Annotated in this window: 12 protein-coding genes, 1 pseudogene and 1 riboswitch; of the genes and pseudogenes, 9 read left to right on the top strand and 4 right to left on the bottom strand. The window is 41.4% G+C overall.

From position 1 onward, the window contains the following. Nucleotides 1–26 precede the first annotated feature (26 nt). Together AC5ELV_RS04665 and AC5ELV_RS04660 are read right to left on the bottom strand one after the other, a co-directional pair. Nucleotides 27–227 (bottom strand): helix-turn-helix domain-containing protein, encoded by a 201-nt coding sequence (locus tag AC5ELV_RS04665; RefSeq protein ID WP_493429295.1) that lies wholly within the window; start codon nucleotides 225–227, stop codon nucleotides 27–29. Nucleotides 228–652: 425 nt separating this feature from the next. After that, nucleotides 653–883, bottom strand: a pseudogene (locus AC5ELV_RS04660) (glutathione peroxidase); the annotation flags it as partial. A 466-nt stretch (nucleotides 884–1,349) separates the two neighbouring features. After that, a riboswitch (cyclic di-AMP (ydaO/yuaA leader) is annotated at nucleotides 1,350–1,522 on the top strand. Nucleotides 1,523–1,637: 115 nt separating this feature from the next. On the opposite strand from AC5ELV_RS04660, the gene AC5ELV_RS04655 reads away from it, so the two are divergent. The 5 genes from AC5ELV_RS04655 (at nucleotide 1,638) to kdpC (ending at nucleotide 6,935) form a co-directional block, all read left to right on the top strand. Beyond that, the gene (locus AC5ELV_RS04655; protein ID WP_023987603.1) at nucleotides 1,638–2,033 is read left to right on the top strand and encodes a hypothetical protein; all 396 of its coding nucleotides are present in this window, start codon (nucleotides 1,638–1,640) and stop codon (nucleotides 2,031–2,033) included. Nucleotides 2,034–2,215: 182 nt separating this feature from the next. Beyond that, on the top strand, nucleotides 2,216–2,293 hold the full coding sequence (locus AC5ELV_RS04650) for a potassium-transporting ATPase subunit F (RefSeq protein ID WP_071559652.1): 78 nt from the start codon (nucleotides 2,216–2,218) through the stop codon (nucleotides 2,291–2,293). A gap of 149 nt (nucleotides 2,294–2,442) precedes the next feature. Continuing rightward, entirely contained in the window at nucleotides 2,443–4,119 is a 1,677-nt protein-coding gene (kdpA, locus tag AC5ELV_RS04645) for a potassium-transporting ATPase subunit KdpA (RefSeq protein ID WP_493429294.1), read from the top strand. A 37-nt stretch (nucleotides 4,120–4,156) separates the two neighbouring features. Continuing rightward, a complete protein-coding gene (kdpB, locus tag AC5ELV_RS04640) occupies nucleotides 4,157–6,187 on the top strand; it encodes a potassium-transporting ATPase subunit KdpB (RefSeq protein WP_493429293.1) in 2,031 nt (676 codons plus the stop codon). Nucleotides 6,188–6,206: 19 nt separating this feature from the next. Next, a complete protein-coding gene (kdpC, locus tag AC5ELV_RS04635) occupies nucleotides 6,207–6,935 on the top strand; it encodes a potassium-transporting ATPase subunit KdpC (RefSeq protein WP_493429292.1) in 729 nt (242 codons plus the stop codon). Nucleotides 6,936–7,068: 133 nt separating this feature from the next. On the opposite strand, the gene AC5ELV_RS04630 is transcribed toward kdpC, so the two are convergent. Further along, nucleotides 7,069–8,277 carry an MFS transporter gene (locus AC5ELV_RS04630; protein ID WP_493429291.1) on the bottom strand — a complete coding sequence of 403 codons (1,209 nt, stop codon included), beginning with the start codon at nucleotides 8,275–8,277 and terminating at the stop codon, nucleotides 7,069–7,071. A 13-nt stretch (nucleotides 8,278–8,290) separates the two neighbouring features. After that, entirely contained in the window at nucleotides 8,291–8,833 is a 543-nt protein-coding gene (locus AC5ELV_RS04625; protein ID WP_493429290.1) for a PadR family transcriptional regulator, read from the bottom strand. A gap of 429 nt (nucleotides 8,834–9,262) precedes the next feature. Between AC5ELV_RS04625 and cysE the strand changes: the two genes are divergently transcribed. From cysE to AC5ELV_RS04605, 4 genes are read left to right on the top strand one after another with little or no spacing between them, the layout of a single operon-like run. Then, entirely contained in the window at nucleotides 9,263–9,835 is a 573-nt protein-coding gene (gene cysE, locus AC5ELV_RS04620) for a serine O-acetyltransferase (protein WP_493429289.1), read from the top strand. A gap of 23 nt (nucleotides 9,836–9,858) precedes the next feature. Beyond that, nucleotides 9,859–10,866, top strand: coding sequence for a SagB/ThcOx family dehydrogenase (locus AC5ELV_RS04615; protein WP_493429288.1), 1,008 nt, complete (start codon nucleotides 9,859–9,861; stop codon nucleotides 10,864–10,866). 35 nt (nucleotides 10,867–10,901) lie between these two features. Next, complete coding sequence (locus AC5ELV_RS04610) at nucleotides 10,902–14,087, top strand: amino acid adenylation domain-containing protein (RefSeq protein WP_493429287.1); 3,186 nt, start codon at nucleotides 10,902–10,904, stop codon at nucleotides 14,085–14,087. 18 nt (nucleotides 14,088–14,105) lie between these two features. Continuing rightward, nucleotides 14,106–17,381, top strand: coding sequence for a non-ribosomal peptide synthetase (locus AC5ELV_RS04605; RefSeq protein WP_493429286.1), 3,276 nt, complete (start codon nucleotides 14,106–14,108; stop codon nucleotides 17,379–17,381).

Genomic DNA, 17,381 nt, shown 5'->3' with positions numbered 1-17,381 from the left:
TATTTTTACAAGCTATAGCATCAATTTTACTGTATGTCATAGTTCGCAAAGATTTCTATAAACTTGTGGATCATATCTAGATTTTGAGTTTTAGGGCTGGTCTTGTTAAGCTCCCAGTTATGAATTGTCTTTTCATCAACTCCCATTCGTGCACTTAATTCTCGCTTGGTCAGACCATGATAATGTCTGTTTTTTTTATTTTCTCTCCCAAAGTGCCTTCCTTGCACTGAAGCAGCCTAAGCCTTCGAAATTGGATGACATTAAAGTAACGGCCTCTCACTAACAGATTGACTGCTGCTAGTTTGGTAGGATTAAACATGAAATATAAGTCGCTTGGCAGTAAGTGAGTGCTACAAAATTCTTCAACTTCGAAATGGACAAACCCGTTTCCCGCAAACAGCTAATGAAACGCAGCCACTCAATATGTTCTTCTTCATTTTTCAGCAAGGTGTCCAATCGTAAACAATTCTTTAGCCATTTGATTCGTCCTTTCAAACACGCTATCATTAATATATTTCATAGAGGATTGGGATTCAACTAACGGAGAACGTTAGCTCAATATTGCAGCGGCAGTCTAGGACTTTATTTTCTCGTCCAAGACTACCGCTGTTCTTATAGCTGGGACCAGTCTAATACTTTATTTTCTCTGGACACCTAATACGCCTGGAGCGGTGTGGGGAAGGTAGCGAAATAAAGGGTGTGCCTGATCACCATTGACATCTGTCTTGACGAACATCGGAAAGGTAACCCCGTAGTTGATCTGGCAAAACTCCGAAATTTCCTCACTGGAACCCGGCTCTTGTTTGGCGAATTGGTTGCTGGGGAATCCCAAAGGGAGTTCTTTTCCTTGCAGGGTTTTGGCGCCGTATTCATAAACGATTATGGTATCCCTTCTAATTCGATATTCTGCAATTAAATTGTAGGCAATTTAAAGAAGGGTTGCAAGTCTGGAAAAGCTGTATTAAGCCTTCAGCCGCTGTAAAATCGAATTTTGTTCAAAACAGTAAATCGCAACGCAAATGGAGCGAATTAAGGTGTTTCTTCTTATAAAAGCAGGTTCAATCGGTGTTTAGCTGGTACATATAGCGTATTTTCTTCTCTTTTTACAAAAAAAGGCCAATAACGCCTTACCTTACGCCAATATTGACATGCTTGTCATTTTCAAAAAGGGATGAAAAACAGAGATTGAAGGAGCTGTGAGAAGCATAATTGTATTGTAAGCGTTATTATTAATCTTCTATGCTCTAAAGGCCGATTTATAACCCCGCAGTTATGCTTTACAGTCTTCCATGCGCGGGTGTATGATTCAAGACGTAATTTCAAATTAACTTGAATGAAGCAACAACGAAATGTCTATAGCGCTGAATTTTGCAGTTGCAAAAGCGGGGGAACCAATCGAGACTGTACGGCTTCGGAAGCCGTGTGTCTCATGGGGTGAATTTTCCGGTCAAGTGCCAGAAATAGGGCGACTCTCACGTCCGAATCCGACAGCTAACCTCGTAAGCGTACAGGGAGAGGCAACAAACCGCCGTGTGCAGCCATGGTTTATTTTATCATGGATATGTAAGAAGCCGGAGGAAAGCCTTTTTCCTTCGGCTTCTTTTTGTTGTCTTTTTATACCGGGAGAGGAGCTACTGATGGAAGGTCGGTTAATTATTGTCACTGCACCGAATGAAGCGGGCAGAAGTTTTGTGAAATTGCTTATTTTCAAAAAATTGGCGTTTGCAGTTCTCACGAATAGCGCCCAGGAGGAACGACAACTCAAAAAAATGGGTGTGGAGCACATTGTCCGCATCAATACCATGCAAGCGGGAAAATGGAATTTTCCAAAAAAAGAAATTGGTAGTGTGTATTTGTTCGAGAACAGCTTGAATCTGACTTGCCGTTTCCTGCAAATATGTCGGCCACTAACATCGGAATCGATCTATGTTATTACGCACGGCTGTAATCCACAAGGAATTTATCGGGGATTGGGAGCGGACCATGTGATCTACACATTGAACGGAGAGGTGGGTTTTCTGCTGAACGGATAAGCACTTATAACATAGTTGTTTTATGATTTTATGATGAAATAAGAATGGCGATCTAAGGACCGAACGGAGGGTATAAACATGATGGATATATACATGCTGCTCGTCATGGCTGTGAGTTATGGAGTGATACTGCTGTTTGTACGCTGGTGTGATGCGCAGACCTCTAAAGGAGGACGAAGAGGATGATCGTTATACTTGGGCTTACGGCTATTGTATTTATGTATTTAATCTACGCACTCCTGAACCCTGAAAAGTTCTAGTTAGCTATAGGGGATAGAGCGGGTGGAACAACAGATCTGAATGGTAAGCATCATAAGTAGCAGGTTTTCGCAAACGTGTGCACATGTTTGGTGCTCTGAAGCAGGTCTGTTGTTCCAAACGTAGGAGCATTTTGGAGGAGGAATAGAGGATGGAGCTGCTTCAAATTGGAATTGTGATCGTCATATTGCTGCTCTTGGTAAAGCCAGTGGGCACCTATATGTATCACGTATTCTCGAATGAACCCAATCGGACGGATCGGATTTTTGGCGGAACAGAAAAGCTGATTTATAAGGTAGTAGGATTGAAGAAGCTGGAGAGCATGCGTTGGACTACGTATGTTATGAGTTTCATTGCAACGAATGTCGTTCTTGTGGCGATCAGCTACTTGCTGTTGCGTTTACAGGGAATGCTTCCCGGTAATCCGGTTGGAAACAGTAATATGGAAGCATCACTAGCTTTTAATACAGTAATCAGCTTTATGACGAATACGAATCTCCAACATTATAGCGGAGAAAGCGGGCTTACGTATCTGACACAGATGGCGTTCGTCACGATGATGATGTTCACTTCGGCTGCTTCCGGTTTTGCGGTTGCTGCGGCTTTTATGAGAGGATTGACGCGGCGCGGTGAAGGGATGGGCAATTTCTTTCAGGATTTTATTAAAGCCATCATAAGGATTTTTCTGCCGCTGGCCTTTGTGCTTACGCTGGTGCTGGTTGGATTGAAGGTACCGCAGACACTACAGCCTACGGCGGATATTACGACGCTGAGCGGAACACAGCAGCAGATTTCTATGGGACCCATTGCTTCTCTGGAGTCCATCAAGCATTTGGGGACGAACGGGGGCGGTTATGCGGGAGCTAACTCTGCGCATCCTTTTGAAAATCCAAGTCCTTGGACGAATGTGCTGGAAATTTTGGCAATGTGGGTAATGCCGGCTTCGTTGCCGTATACCTTTGGATTGTTTGCTCGTAATCGTAAGCAGGGCTGGATTATTTTTAGCTCCATGATGGTATTGTTTCTTATTTTTCTATCCATTACGTATGTGTCTGAGAAGACAGGTAATCCGTTAATCCAGACACTGGGTGTGGATGCTTCTCAGGGAAGCATGGAAGGGAAAGAGGTTCGTTTCGGCATTGGACAATCGGCTTTATTCACTGCGGTCACAACAGCGGCAACGACAGGTTCAGTCAATAATATGCATGATACACTAACTCCGCTGGGTGGCATGGCTGCTTTGGGAGAAATGATGCTAAACGTCATTTTTGGCGGCAAGGGTGTCGGACTGATGAATATGCTGATGTATGCGATTCTGGGTGTGTTTATATGCGGACTGATGGTCGGGAGAACTCCAGAATTTATGGGAAGGAAAATTGAAGGCAAGGAAATGAAGCTGATCGCGATTGCCATTTTGGTACATCCGTTTCTCATTCTCGCCCCAACTGCGCTTGCGTTTATGAGTCATTGGGGATACGATGCGGTCACTAACCCTGGCTATCACGGGTTAACTCAGGTGCTCTATGAATATGCGTCATCTGCCGCAAATAACGGTTCGGGATTTGAAGGTCTTGCGGATAACAACGTATTCTGGAACGTGACAACGGGGATGGTTATGTTCTTTGGACGATATGTATCTATGATTGCATTGTTGGCTGTGGCGGCTTCGTTGAATGCCAAAGCACCGACTCCAGTGACGACGGGGACACTGCGCACGGACAATAAGCTATTTGGAGCCATTCTGATCGGGGTCGTGCTGCTGATTGGTGCGTTGACCTTTTTACCTGTCATCGTATTGGGACCTGTTGCTGAATTTTTGACCATGTGAAGAAGAAAATGAGAATGGATGAACGGGGTGTTTGATCATGAAGGAACAACGCAAACACATGCTGGACAGAAGCATCTTGAAGCATGCGATCAAGGATAGCTTTATAAAATTAAATCCGATGATCATGATGAAAAATCCTGTCATGTTCGTCGTGGAGATCGGTACATTGGTCGTGCTGCTAATGTTACTGTTTCCCGGTTATTTTGGAACTGACAAGGAAATAGGCTTTAACCTGGCCGTGTTTGTTATTCTATTGTTTACGTTGCTTTTTGCTAACTTTGCCGAAGCGCTCGCGGAGGGGCGGGGTAAGGCACAAGCTGCCTCTTTAAAAAAATCCAAGCAGGATACACAAGCTAACAAGCTCATCGGAAATGACATTCAGGTGGTTAGCTCAACCGAATTGCGTAAGGGGGACGTGGTTGTTGTCTCTCAGGGCGAAATGATTCCAAGCGATGGTGAGGTCATTGAAGGTCTGGCTTCGGTCGATGAATCTGCAATTACGGGAGAATCGGCTCCGGTCATCAAGGAATCGGGTGGTGATTTTTGCTCGGTAACCGGCGGGACGCGGGTGGTCAGTGACCGGATTAAGGTGCGGATTACAACAGAGCCGGGCGAGACGTTTATTGATAAAATGATTTCGCTCGTGGAAGGCGCACAGCGGCAAAAAACGCCGAATGAGATTGCACTGAACACTTTGCTGATTAGCTTGACGATTATTTTTCTAATTGTAGTGGTTACGCTAGCGCCGATTGCCCGACATTTTAACATTGATTTGCCTGTTCCTGTACTGATTTCGTTGCTAGTCTGTCTGATTCCGACTACGATTGGAGGACTGCTGTCAGCTATCGGGATTGCCGGTATGGACCGGGTCACCCAGTTTAACGTACTGGCCATGTCAGGCAAGGCGGTAGAAGCTTCTGGGGATATCAACACGATGATTTTGGATAAAACAGGTACAATCACCTTCGGGAACCGAATGGCGAGTGAATTCGTGCCTGTAGTGGGCGTGGAGAAGGCAGAGTTAGTGAAGTGGGCAGCGATTAGCTCTATGAAGGATGAGACGCCAGAGGGACGCTCGGTTCTCGAATTGATGCGCAAACAGGAGCATACGTTGGATGCATCCTTGGCAGCAGGTGGAACCTTTATCGAATTCAAGGCGGAGACCCGGATGAGTGGTCTGGATCTGGCCGATGGACGAAAGGTACGCAAGGGCGCGGTGGATTCTGTTTGGCAATGGATCGTATCGCAAAACGGCAGTGTTCCAGCCGATCTGGAGGAAAAAGCGAATCAGGTAGCCTCTGAAGGAGGTACACCGCTGGCAGTCGCGCTAGATGATCAGATATACGGCATTATTTATTTGAAGGATACAGTGAAGCCAGGCATGAAGGAACGGTTTGATCAGCTCCGGGAAATGGGTATCCGTACGATCATGTGTACCGGAGATAATCCGCTGACAGCAGCTACAATTGCACGAGAAGCGGGTGTGGATGACTTTGTAGCTGAGAGCAAGCCAGAGGACAAAATCGCGGTTATCCGACGTGAGCAGGAACAGGGTAAGCTGGTTGCCATGACCGGAGACGGCACCAATGATGCACCTGCGTTGGCGCAAGCCGATGTAGGTCTTGCCATGAATAGCGGCACAGTCGCGGCCAAAGAAGCGGCTAACATGGTGGACTTGGATTCCGATCCGTCCAAAATTATTGAGGTGGTCGCGATCGGCAAGCAGCTGCTTATGACGCGCGGAGCATTGACAACGTTCAGCATTGCGAACGATGTTGCCAAATATTTTGCCATCATCCCGGCGATGTTCATGCTGGCCATTCCACAAATGGGGGCGTTGAACGTCATGGGGCTTGGCTCCCCGCTGTCCGCTATTTTGTCGGCGCTGATCTTTAACGCGGTTATTATTCCGCTTCTGATTCCGCTGGCCATGAAGGGCGTGAAGTATAAGCCGATGAGCTCGGATCGCCTGCTGGGACGGAATTTGCTGATTTACGGTCTGGGCGGTATGGTCGTACCGTTTGTCGGCATCAAGGCCATTGATTTGTTGGTGCATTTGTGGATTTAGCGCAGAAAGGGTGAACGACATGAGTGGTTTTTATCGGATGATGTCTGGACGCAGATTTGCTGCGCACGAAAAAGCCGAATCTGGAGGGCAAGATCATAATAAACGTACAGGGACAGGGACAGTGTCGGAAGGACAACCGGGGAGACAGGAGATGCGAGGAAGTACAGTTATTGGAGTGGCTTTGCGAACTTCAGTGCTGATGATTCTCTTGTGCGGTTTGGCATATCCGCTAGTCAGTACAGGAGTAGCGCAGGTTCTGTTTTCACAGCAAGCAAACGGCAGTATGCTCCATGACACAGAGGGGCGGGTGGTCGGCTCCGAACTGATTGGGCAGTCCTTTGCCGATTCGGCGTTTTTTCAAGGTCGGGTATCGAGCGTTGATTACAATGGGGCTGGTTCAGGCTCTAGTAACTACGCACCGTCGAATCCAGCCCTGATACAGCGAGTCAAGGACTCTATTGCGGATTGGCAGAAGCATAACCCGGATGTACCCGTCAGTCAGGTTCCGGTGGACCTGATTACGAACTCCGGCTCCGGTCTGGACCCGCACATCTCTCCACAGGCGGCACGGGTGCAAATTCCGCGTATTAGCGGCTTGACGGGTATCCCACAGGATCAACTGAGAGCACTGGTGCAGGAGCAGACAGAAGGCCGCAGCGCCGGGGTGTTCGGCGAGCCGCGTGTGAACGTGCTCAAGCTGAATCTCGCGCTTGAGGCGCAAATGAAGGTAGAGCCTACCAAGCCATAGATGGATCAAAAAAAGGTATTCCTGAGCGATAAGCTTGAGGGATACCTTTTTTTCAGGGACTGGAATGCTCTATGATGCAAAAAATATGCAATAAAATGTTTTATTCCTTATGGGGATATGAATTTTTGTTCATTTATTTACTTAGCTTTACGTTGCTTGATGAATTTTTGGCTTTCCTTAAGGCTGAAGCGAGTACGAACATGTATATAAATACAATAATGCCTATGATTAAATAAGAGAACTTAATATTCATTAGATCCGTGAGAGTACTGCTCAAAATAGGGCCGATCATTAGGCCAATCGAGTATGCCGTGTTATAGAGTGCGAAAGTAATTCCATAAGAATGAATTCCACTTCGTTGAGAGATATCAGCAAGTTGAGGTAAGCAGGGAGCAAGGACCATACCCATGCTAACCCCTAAAACAGCTAAAATAACAGCTTGAAGCGATAATATTGCTGGAAGTGCAGTCAGAGGAAGTGCAATGGATACCATAAGTAGACCGAGGAGAATTCCATTTTTATAGCCGATTTTACTAGAAAACTGTCCTATAAAAGGTGTTGCTAGGCCATAAGCAAGCGTGGGAATAGCAAATAATAATCCAATAAGTCCTGGGTTAGCGCTAAAATTGTGCTGTAGGTGTAACGGTAATGTTGGCTCAAGTACGCTTGGGATGGATGCGCCGATAATCACCACTCCAATAACCAAAAGCAAATCTTTATTTTTCATGAACGAGAAAGGGGAAATATACTTTTCATTTTTCGCTTCCGGAATATCATGCAGGAGAATTAGTCGAAGTATAGCATCGATGACGGCCAAGGAGATGGCAAAGTAGAAAGGAAGCTGGTAACTTCCCCATTGATACAACCAACCGCCAATTGTTGGTCCGAGAAGGGTTCCGGCGGCTTGACCGGATAATGCCAAGCCCATGGCTTTTCCACGTTCTTCAGTAGGGTATAGATCAGCCAAGAGAGCGAGTCCTGCTGTCCAGGTCATTGCGGCTGCAATTCCCTGAAGAGCGCGTGCCACTACAAGTAGCCAGAAAGTGTGGGCTATGGCAAACATTAAAGTAGAGGCTATGAGTCCAATTAACCCCCATAATAGAGGTGTCTTTCTCCCAATCCGATCCGTTAATAGGCCAAAAACAGGTGTAGCTATAAATAATGCGATTGCATAACTGCTGAATAAAAATCCGATTTCAGTTTGAGTTGCGCCCAGAGAATCTGCATACCTTGGCAAAATGGGAACGACTAATCCATAGATTAACATATCAATGAATACAGCTAATCCGACAACAATTAGTGCAGCTTTTTGCTTATTTTGTGCTCCTTTACTCAGTTTCATTATTACATCCTCCTCATAAATTTCTTCTGATTTCCTCTTTAATTTGTTTGACAAATTTTAATTGAAGCTCACATTGATCGTAAATATTTCTGAAAATTAACATGACGTTTACGGGGATATCCATAAGTTCAGCTTTTTGTCCTTGTCCTAGTTTCATTTCTTTATAGATTTTTTCGATGGCTTGCTGCTGAAAACCTAAAGCTTCTTCAATTTCATCGAGCCCAGCCTCATCCATAAAAGTTAAAGCTGTGTACAGTGCTGTTGGAAACACAACAGAAGATTCTTTAAATGATTCGATTAAAAGCCGACTAAACTCACTTTTTCCAGCCTCCGTGATAGCATATATAGCTTTGGACCGGTTCCCTGTCTGTTCTAACGTTTCTAACTGTACAATTCCTTCTGAATCCATTTTTTTTAAGGCATGATATATGGAAGCTGGTTGCACATAAGCCCATTTATCCGTTTGTGCTGATTGCATTTTCTGTTGTATTTCATACCCTGACATTGCTCCATATTGTAACAAGAGCCCAAGAACCATTACTCGTGTCGTACTCAAGATGACATCTCCTCCATAACTTTATTGCTAAATGTTTTATACTAAATATTTAGTAAAGGATTATAGTCGGATTATATCATTGCAATCCAATGATGTAAAGGTTTATTGCCTACAGCGTTTCTCACTGTGCCTCTTCAAAAGAAGTCGCGTTGGCGAAATAAAGTTTTTACTTATTAAGTCTGATGAAATTTATATCGTTTGCGATTATAAATTTAGCCTGAAAAACATTAATTCCATATTTACTTTACGAAAATAAGGAGGTAGAATATTTCTTGTGTAACATACTAAATATTTAGTATTTTATATTTTTTAAAAAATGTATAGTTATTAATGTTTTCTATTCTATTAGAGAGGTGGGAATATATGAACAGTCTATAATGATGCTTACATTTATCGGAAAGGTACTTTCTGCAAGGGGAGTGATCCGAAATGTTAAGCAAGTTGATCAAGGATATCAGGTTTATTAGAGAAATGGATCCAGCGGCAAATAGTTGGCTTGAAATAATATTATGTTATCCAGGTTTTCATGCTTTGTTATTCTATCGATTATCTCATTTCCTTTTTGAGGTTCATTTGTATTTATTTGCACGAATGTTATCTAATTGGGGACGATTTTTTACGGGAATAGATATACATCCAGGTGCGAAGATGGGAGATGGGGTTTTTATAGATCATGGTATTGGAGTTGTAATAGGTGAAACTGCTGAAATAGGGAGCAATGTGACGATATATCAGAATGTTACTTTAGGAGGCACTGGGAAAGATGTGGGGAGAAGGCACCCTACTATTGGAAACAGAGTTGTTATAGGGGCGGGAGCCAAAGTATTAGGCCCCATTACTATTGGTGATTACTCCAAAATAGGAGCAGGTGCAGTTGTATTAAAAAATGTTCCCGCCAACTGTACCGTCGTTGGTGTATCGGCAGGCATAGTTAAATGGAATGGATATTCATTCGTAAAAAACAACCAGCATAATAAGTCAGTGGTCAGATATCTTAAATGATCATATTTAGAGGAGGAACTATTATGCATAAGCAAGTCCCTGTACAATTATCCAAATTAGTCCAAAATGAAGCTGTGTATTTCTGGTCTCCATCCGTTCGTTGGTGCAAAACAGAGGACGCTGTTGAAATTGAGCATTCCATATTCTCTGGTATAGCACTTGAATTATTTCCTGAATTGTACTACATAACGCAAAAAGGCATAAAGCTAGAATCTCTTATCGAGTATTATTCTCATTTAGATCAGGAGCTTCTTGTTGATTTTATTAAACATTTAATTAATGAACGTATATTAGTAAATTCTATTTTAACCCCTCAAGAGCTCCTTTATCCGCATAATTATCTTGTACACAACCCTCATCACGAAGACACTTTCATTGATCCGGAACGATACAATCATTTCAAACAAAAACAGCTTGAACGCACATTTTCGAATGTTATGGAGCACGAACTTCCTTTAGAGTATGTTTCTTTTCCAGAAGAGATTGTAAATCGCAGATCTTTTCGTAATTTTGATATAAATTGCAAACTTCCATTTAAAACATTTTCAAAGCTAATCTCTGTTTTTAAGCAGACGATAACTAATGGCGAGATTCGCTATTTTTATGCAACCGATGGTGGGTTATATCCAATCGATATATTCATTTATGTTAAGGATGCCCGTATAGAAAAGGTGAAGGCAGGCTTATATTACTATAATCCTGTGCGTAATATGCTTCAAATGGTAAGCAGCGCCTGTGTTATCACGCAAGAAGCGCATTATGCCCAAAATCAAGAAATATTTAGCACATCAGCTTTTTCTGTATTTATGGTTTATAACAGCGAGGTAACGATGCCGAAATATGGAGGAATGGGCTATTTGTATGCCGCTATCGACTGTGGAATTATGGTGCAACTGTTGACTCAAGTAGCTGAGCTGGAGCAGGTGGGGCTGTGCTCTATTGGTGATATGAATTTCCGTAAAATTAAAAAATATTTCAAACTAAATTCCAGTCAGGTTATGCTGCATTCCATTGAAGTTGGACTCAAGTAAATAGAACGATGGAACCTCGGCAGGGAGGAAAAACAATGACTATCCACAGTCTGTTTGAAAAGCAAGTGGTAGCTACTCCAGATTGTCCCGCTGTTGTCAGTTATGAAGAATACCTAACTTATCGTCAATTAAATGAAAGATCCAATCAATTAGCTGAAGTATTGGTTGAGCATAATGTTTGTACTGGTTGTATTGTTGGAATTATGATGGAACGCTCCGTCGATATGATCATTGCAGTATTAGCGGTCCTTAAATCTGGAGGAGCTTATTTGGCAGTTGATCCAGGTTACCCTGAGGAAAGGATTAAATTCATGCTAAGTGACAGCAATGTGAAGTTGCTGCTTACACAACAGCACTTACGAACTCCTAATCATCCGGGATTAAGTAAATTAATAGTGACTGAACAACTGTATTCCAATCGCTTAATCGCCAATTTGGAGCGGAATGTTTGCTCAAGCGACCTCGCCTATTTAATCTATACCTCAGGTTCAACAGGACAGCCTAAAGGAACCTTATTAGAACATAAGGGAATTGAAAATTTGCAGTCAATTTGGATAAATAATTTCCATATTACTACAAAAGATCGAATTGGTCAGTTCGCCAGCTTTTCATTTGATGCCTCTGTTTGGGAAATTTTCATGGCACTTTTCAATGGGGCAACCTTATATATTATTCCTCAGGAAATAATACATCAGCCCCTCGATTTTGAATCTTATGTTTCAGAAAATAGGATTACTGTATTAACATTGCCTCCAAGTTATGCTGTGTATTTAGAAGCTTCGCGTATTACGAATTTAAGGTTGATGATAACAGCAGGATCATCATCATCCAGTAATTTGGTAAATCAATGGGGTCCTTATACAACTTATGTGAATGCATATGGACCCACAGAAGCGAGCATATGTGCTTCTTTATGGGTGGCTCCTTTAGCATATTTTGAAGGAAATTCAGTTCCTATAGGCTTGTCATTGCCGAATACGAATTTTTATATTTTTGATGAGCAGTTGAACCCTGTTGATTGTGGAGAGATTGGTGAACTATTCATAAGCGGAATTGGACTAGCAAGAGGTTATTTGAATTGTCCAGAGCTTACAAAACAAAAATTCATCCAACATCCAACAATTCCAGAAATAACAATATATAAAACCGGTGATTTAGTTCGGATGCTTCCTGACGGGAGTTTGGAATATCGTGGGAGAACGGATCAACAAGTAAAAATACGTGGACATCGGATCGAATTGGAAGAAATTGAAGTGATTCTTCTTAAACATAAAGAAATCACAGAAGTAGTGGTGCAAGCTATTCAGGATGAGCAGGATCAGTTGCAGTTATGTGCGTATTATGTAGCCCGAAATACGATCAGCACACCTGAGTTGCGTGAGTTTATCAAGCAAGAATTACCGATTTATATGATGCCAACCTATTTTGTTTATTTATCTGAATTTCCTATGACCATTAATGGAAAAGTGGATCGAAAAGCTCTCCCTAAGCCAACTAGAGATTTATCGGGGCAATCTAATCATCTGCAGCCTCGCACTGATTTAGAAGAACTTTTATGCCAGCTAATGAGTGAGGTTCTTGGCGTAGGCCAGGTTGGCATATATGATAACTTTTATGATTTGGGTGGCGATTCAATTAAAGCCATTCAATTATCTGCAAAGTTGAACTCCCATAATCTAAAGCTCAGTAGTCAGCATCTTTTAAAACAACCTACTATTGCACAATTTGGCCAGTCTATTCAACAGACTAGCATTAAAAGTGATCAAGGTAAAGTTTTGGGAAGTGTCCTCCTTACCCCTATTCAGCATTGGTTTTTTTCAAAAAAGTTAACTGATAAGCATCATTGGAATCAATCTATTCTGTTTTATAATCCAGAACGGTATGAAACAGAAGTTTTGCTCAGAGTTTTGAGAACGCTGGTTGAGCATCACGACGCGCTTAGAATGACTTACCAGATGGAGGACGGTATTCTAAAGCAGGTGAACATGGACGTGAGTCCTGAGGTATTCAGCTTCAATGTATTCAATGTACCGCATGAGGATGAAGAAAAATTTATTACCGACCAAATTTCAGAGATTCAAGGGAATAAGAACCTGGAAATGGGTCCATTGGTGCATGTAGGACTGTTCAGATCCAAGACAGGAGATCATTTGTTACTGTCTATACATCATTTAGTGATGGACGGAATTTCATTACGTATATTAATCGAAGATTTCTCAAAGTCCTATGAGCAAATTATTAATGGCAGACAGGTTATACTGCAAGGAAAAACAGATTCATATCGAAAATGGGCTGAAGCATTGGAGAATTACTCATATAGTAAGGAAATAGTAAAACACATCCCCTATTGGTTGGATTTTAATGAAAAAGTTAATCAGGAATCATTACTGTGGAAAAGAGATCAAGTACAGGTATCAACTCAAAGGAACAAACGTAATTTAAAGTTTACTCTGTCAAAAGAAAACACAAAATGGCTTCTTGGTCAAGTTCATCATGCGTATAACACCGAAATAAATGATGTTTTGATAACTGCTTTAGGGATAGCACTGTATGACTGGCTTGAAGTTAAACAAGTTGTAATCAATATGGAATCCCATGGTCGTACTGATATTTTACCTGATATGAATATTACACGTACAGTCGGCTGGTTTACATCTCAGTGCCCCGTACTTCTATGCATGCATGATCCTGATAATTTGCCTGATTGGATTATAAAAACCAAAGAGAATCTTAGAGCTATCCCGAATAAAGGTTTGGACTATGAGGTTCTAAAATATCTTAGCCCGGAAAGTTTGAGGGCACCTTTGGTATTTTCTATTGAGCCAGAAATTAATTTTAATTATTTAGGTCAGCTTAACCCAATCTCAAGTTCTCCATATTTCCAACTCTCTCCTTACAGTAGTGTAGCTTCCTTTGGACCCGAGGGATTAGGGAATATCAGCCCTAATAATGAACTGTGTTATGCACTTGAAATAACAGGATATATCACGGGAGATCAATTGCATCTTTCTATCGGCTATGATAGTGCGCGAATTAGTGGACAAGAAATCCAGCATTTGGCGGAGGGATATGAAAAGCAGCTTATCAGGATTATTCGGCATTGCATAGACAAAAAGGAGCAGTTGCGCACTCCAAGTGATTTTACATTAAAAAATTTAAAGGAAGAGGATTTAGATATGATTTATGATGTGCTTCTCAGTTCCTTAAATTCTAAACACTAGATTAGGCAGGTGAGTAGAGTGAATCCGTTTTCAAAAGAACAAATTCAGGATATATATACGCTGTCCCCTATGCAAGAAGGCATATTATATCATTCTCTCTCAGATACAGATCCCAACACTTATATAGTACAGCTAATCCTAACCATGGAAGGTCATCTTAATGTTGAGCTTATGAGGCAAAGTTTTTCGACACTTATCCAACGGCACAATGTATTAAGAACTACTTTTTTATTGGAAAAAGTCAAACAGCCACTTCAGGTAGTGTTGACGGAAAGACCTCTTCAATTTGTTTATGAAAGCAGAGCTGATATATCAAGCCTGGATAAAGAAGGGTGGATTCAGCAATATTTAAAAAAGGATCGCCTGCGAGGATTCAACTTGACGATAGATCCGCTCATTAGGTTATCCATACTCCAGACAAGCCCTAGTGAATGTACTTGTATACTCACTTTTCACCATATTTTAATGGATGGTTGGTGTTCCGATTTAATCCTTTGTGAATTATTTGAAATCTATACTGGTTTAGTTAAAGGACAAAGCCAATCCATTTGTATGGAGCAGCCTTATAGTCAGTATATAGAATGGTTGGCAAAACAAGACCAAGAAAGTGCACTAGAATACTGGAAAGATTATTTAAGCGGATTTGAAGAGTGCTCAATCCTGCCAGGTCAGACACGCACTAATGGAAACAAATCAATTCAAGATTATAGCTTGGGTAAACATTCTATTCAGTTAGAGCATCGGCTGTCCAATTTTTTAAAAGAATTGGCACGAAACAACCAAGTCACATTAAACGCGGTCTATCAGAGTCTGTGGGGGATTGTACTGCAAAAATATAATAATAGTAACGATGTTGTATTTGGCTCAGTTGTTGCAGGAAGGCCACCGGATATCCCAGCAGTTGAGCGAATGATAGGGTTGTTTATTAATACAGTTCCCTTACGTATACAATCAGCAGGAGACTTAACCTTTACTTCACTAATACAACAAATTCATCATCTAAATTTGAATTCTAAGCCCTACGAGCATTTGTCCCTTTCACAGATTCAAAATCAGTCGGTTGGACAAAGCCTGTTTGGTCATATTTATGTGTTTGATAATACGCCTTTAAATTCCTCTTGGAAACATAAATTAGCAGAAGTAAATGTAAACATCAAGGACGTTGATGTTATAGAACATACTAATTATGACTTAAGTATTACAGTGCTTCCGGGAGATGAAACAAACATAACATTTATCTATAATTCCAATATTCATTCTGAAGATACTGTGAGAAGAATGACAAATCATATATATAATGTCGCAATGAAAATCTACAGTGAACCTTCTGTTTGCTTGAAAAATATTTGTATTTTGAGTGCTGATGAGGAGACCGAACTTATTGCACTGAGAAGTTCAAAGAGTATGGAGCACAGCGGTACAGAAACACTTGCAGATTTATTTGAAAGACAAGTTAAAGTTGCGCCATTTGCAACGGCCCTTACATGTGGAGAAACTCATATATCCTATGGAGAGTTAAATAAGCAAGCCAACAAGCTTGCTCATTTTTTACAAGATATGGGTGTTCAACCTGATCAACTAATTGGACTACTTACAGAGCGTTCACCAGAGATGATTATTGGGATACTAGGCATTTTGAAATCCAATGCAGGCTATACACCTCTTGATCCGGAAAATACAATCGAGCGGTTAAAGGTTATTGTGCAGGATGCTAGCTTATCAATCATTGTAGTTTCACGATCGAAATTTTCTTTAGTTACAAAGCTAATAGAACAACTGGGAGGTTCCAAAAGACATCAGATATTGGTTCTTGAGGACGTGCTGGAACAAACAAATGATCGTGATAAGAGTAATCCACTACGCATATCAGAGGCTAACCATTTGGCTTATGTAATGTATACTTCCGGTTCGACTGGTATACCTAAAGGAATCATGATTGAACATATCAATGTAATGAGAGTTGTGAAGGGCTCAGATTATGTACAAATTACACCACAAGATACCATTCTCCAATTGTCCAACTTTGCTTTTGATGGTTCTATTTTTGATATATTTGGGAGTCTTTTGAATGGAGCAAGACTTGTTTTAGTAGACAAAGAGACAATGCTTAATATATCTGAGTTAGCTCAGTTGATTTTAAAAGAGAATGTCTCTGTTTTTTTTGTGACAACGGCCCTTTTTAATACACTCGTAGACCTTGAAATTCATTGCTTGGCCAATGTAAGAAAGGTACTTTTTGGTGGCGAGCGAGTATCCATAGTGCATGTAAATAAAGCTTTTCAGTTGATGGGTAAAGGGAAAATTATTCATATGTATGGCCCCACAGAGAGTACCGTTTATGCGCTGTATCATGAAATTCAAGAAGTTAATGAGGAGATGTATACGATTCCGATCGGCCGACCCATTAAGAATACGGAGGTGCTTGTTCTTAATTCGGATAACCAGCAGCAGCCAATTGGGGCAATTGGGGAACTGTGTATTGCTGGAGAAGGTCTCGCACGAGGTTATCTCAACAATGACCAATTAACTCAAGAAAAATTTTTCTATCTGCATGATAAACGATTATATAAGTCAGGTGACTTAGGGCAACGGATTGCAAACGGAGAAATTGAATTTCTAGGACGTAATGACCATCAGGTAAAAATTAGGGGGTTCCGAATTGAATTAGGTGAAATTGAAAAGTGTATCCTTGAAAATCAAACCGTAAAAGAAGTGTTCATCATGGAGCAGGTAGATAAACAAGGAGGTAAGCGTTTATGTGCGTATTTTGCTGCAGATCAAAGAATGAATATCGAAAAAATCAGGCAATGGGTTGCTGAAAGGCTACCGAACTACATGATCCCATCCTTTTTTGTACAGGTTAAGAAGTTACCCCTTAACGTAAATGGCAAAGTGGATCATAAAAAACTAACAATAGCTGATACAAGTCAGCTCTTTCAGGACCAAGCTATACCTCCAAGGAACAGTACTGAAGAGACGGTAGCCTGCGTATGGGAAACGGTGTTGGGGATTGAAAACATAAGTGTAGTCGAAGATTTTTATGTATTGGGAGGAGATTCAATAAAAGCGATTCAAATCTCGGCGCAACTTCGAGCGAAAGATATGATAGTGACTACCAAAGATATATTCCAGTATCCAAGCGTAGCGGACTTAAGCACCTTTATTATAAAGAGACAATCCAAGCAGACGCAGTCTGTGAATTCTGCTGTGATCCAAAATGGCTATGACGAATTAGGGATTTCCGCAAGTGATCTGCACGAACTTCAAACAGAATTGAATTCTAAGATCAATTAA

This window comes from Paenibacillus sp. NMA1017 (assembly GCF_058895805.1).
Note: the sequence above shows the minus strand (reverse complement) of the source record. Positions and strands in the feature narration are given on the sequence as shown.

Bases quoted from the DNA above. Each gene is read 5' to 3' on its own strand.
- AC5ELV_RS04655 (WP_023987603.1), top strand. From the start codon at position 1,638: ATGGAAGGTCGGTTAATTATTGTCACTGCACCGAATGAAGCGGGCAGA.
- AC5ELV_RS04650 (WP_071559652.1), top strand. From the start codon at position 2,216: ATGATCGTTATACTTGGGCTTACGGCTATTGTATTTATGTATTTAATC.
- kdpA (WP_493429294.1), top strand. From the start codon at position 2,443: ATGGAGCTGCTTCAAATTGGAATTGTGATCGTCATATTGCTGCTCTTG.
- kdpB (WP_493429293.1), top strand. From the start codon at position 4,157: ATGAAGGAACAACGCAAACACATGCTGGACAGAAGCATCTTGAAGCAT.
- kdpC (WP_493429292.1), top strand. From the start codon at position 6,207: ATGAGTGGTTTTTATCGGATGATGTCTGGACGCAGATTTGCTGCGCAC.
- AC5ELV_RS04630 (WP_493429291.1), bottom strand. From the start codon at position 8,277: ATGAAACTGAGTAAAGGAGCACAAAATAAGCAAAAAGCTGCACTAATT.
- cysE (WP_493429289.1), top strand. From the start codon at position 9,263: ATGTTAAGCAAGTTGATCAAGGATATCAGGTTTATTAGAGAAATGGAT.
- AC5ELV_RS04615 (WP_493429288.1), top strand. From the start codon at position 9,859: ATGCATAAGCAAGTCCCTGTACAATTATCCAAATTAGTCCAAAATGAA.
- AC5ELV_RS04610 (WP_493429287.1), top strand. From the start codon at position 10,902: ATGACTATCCACAGTCTGTTTGAAAAGCAAGTGGTAGCTACTCCAGAT.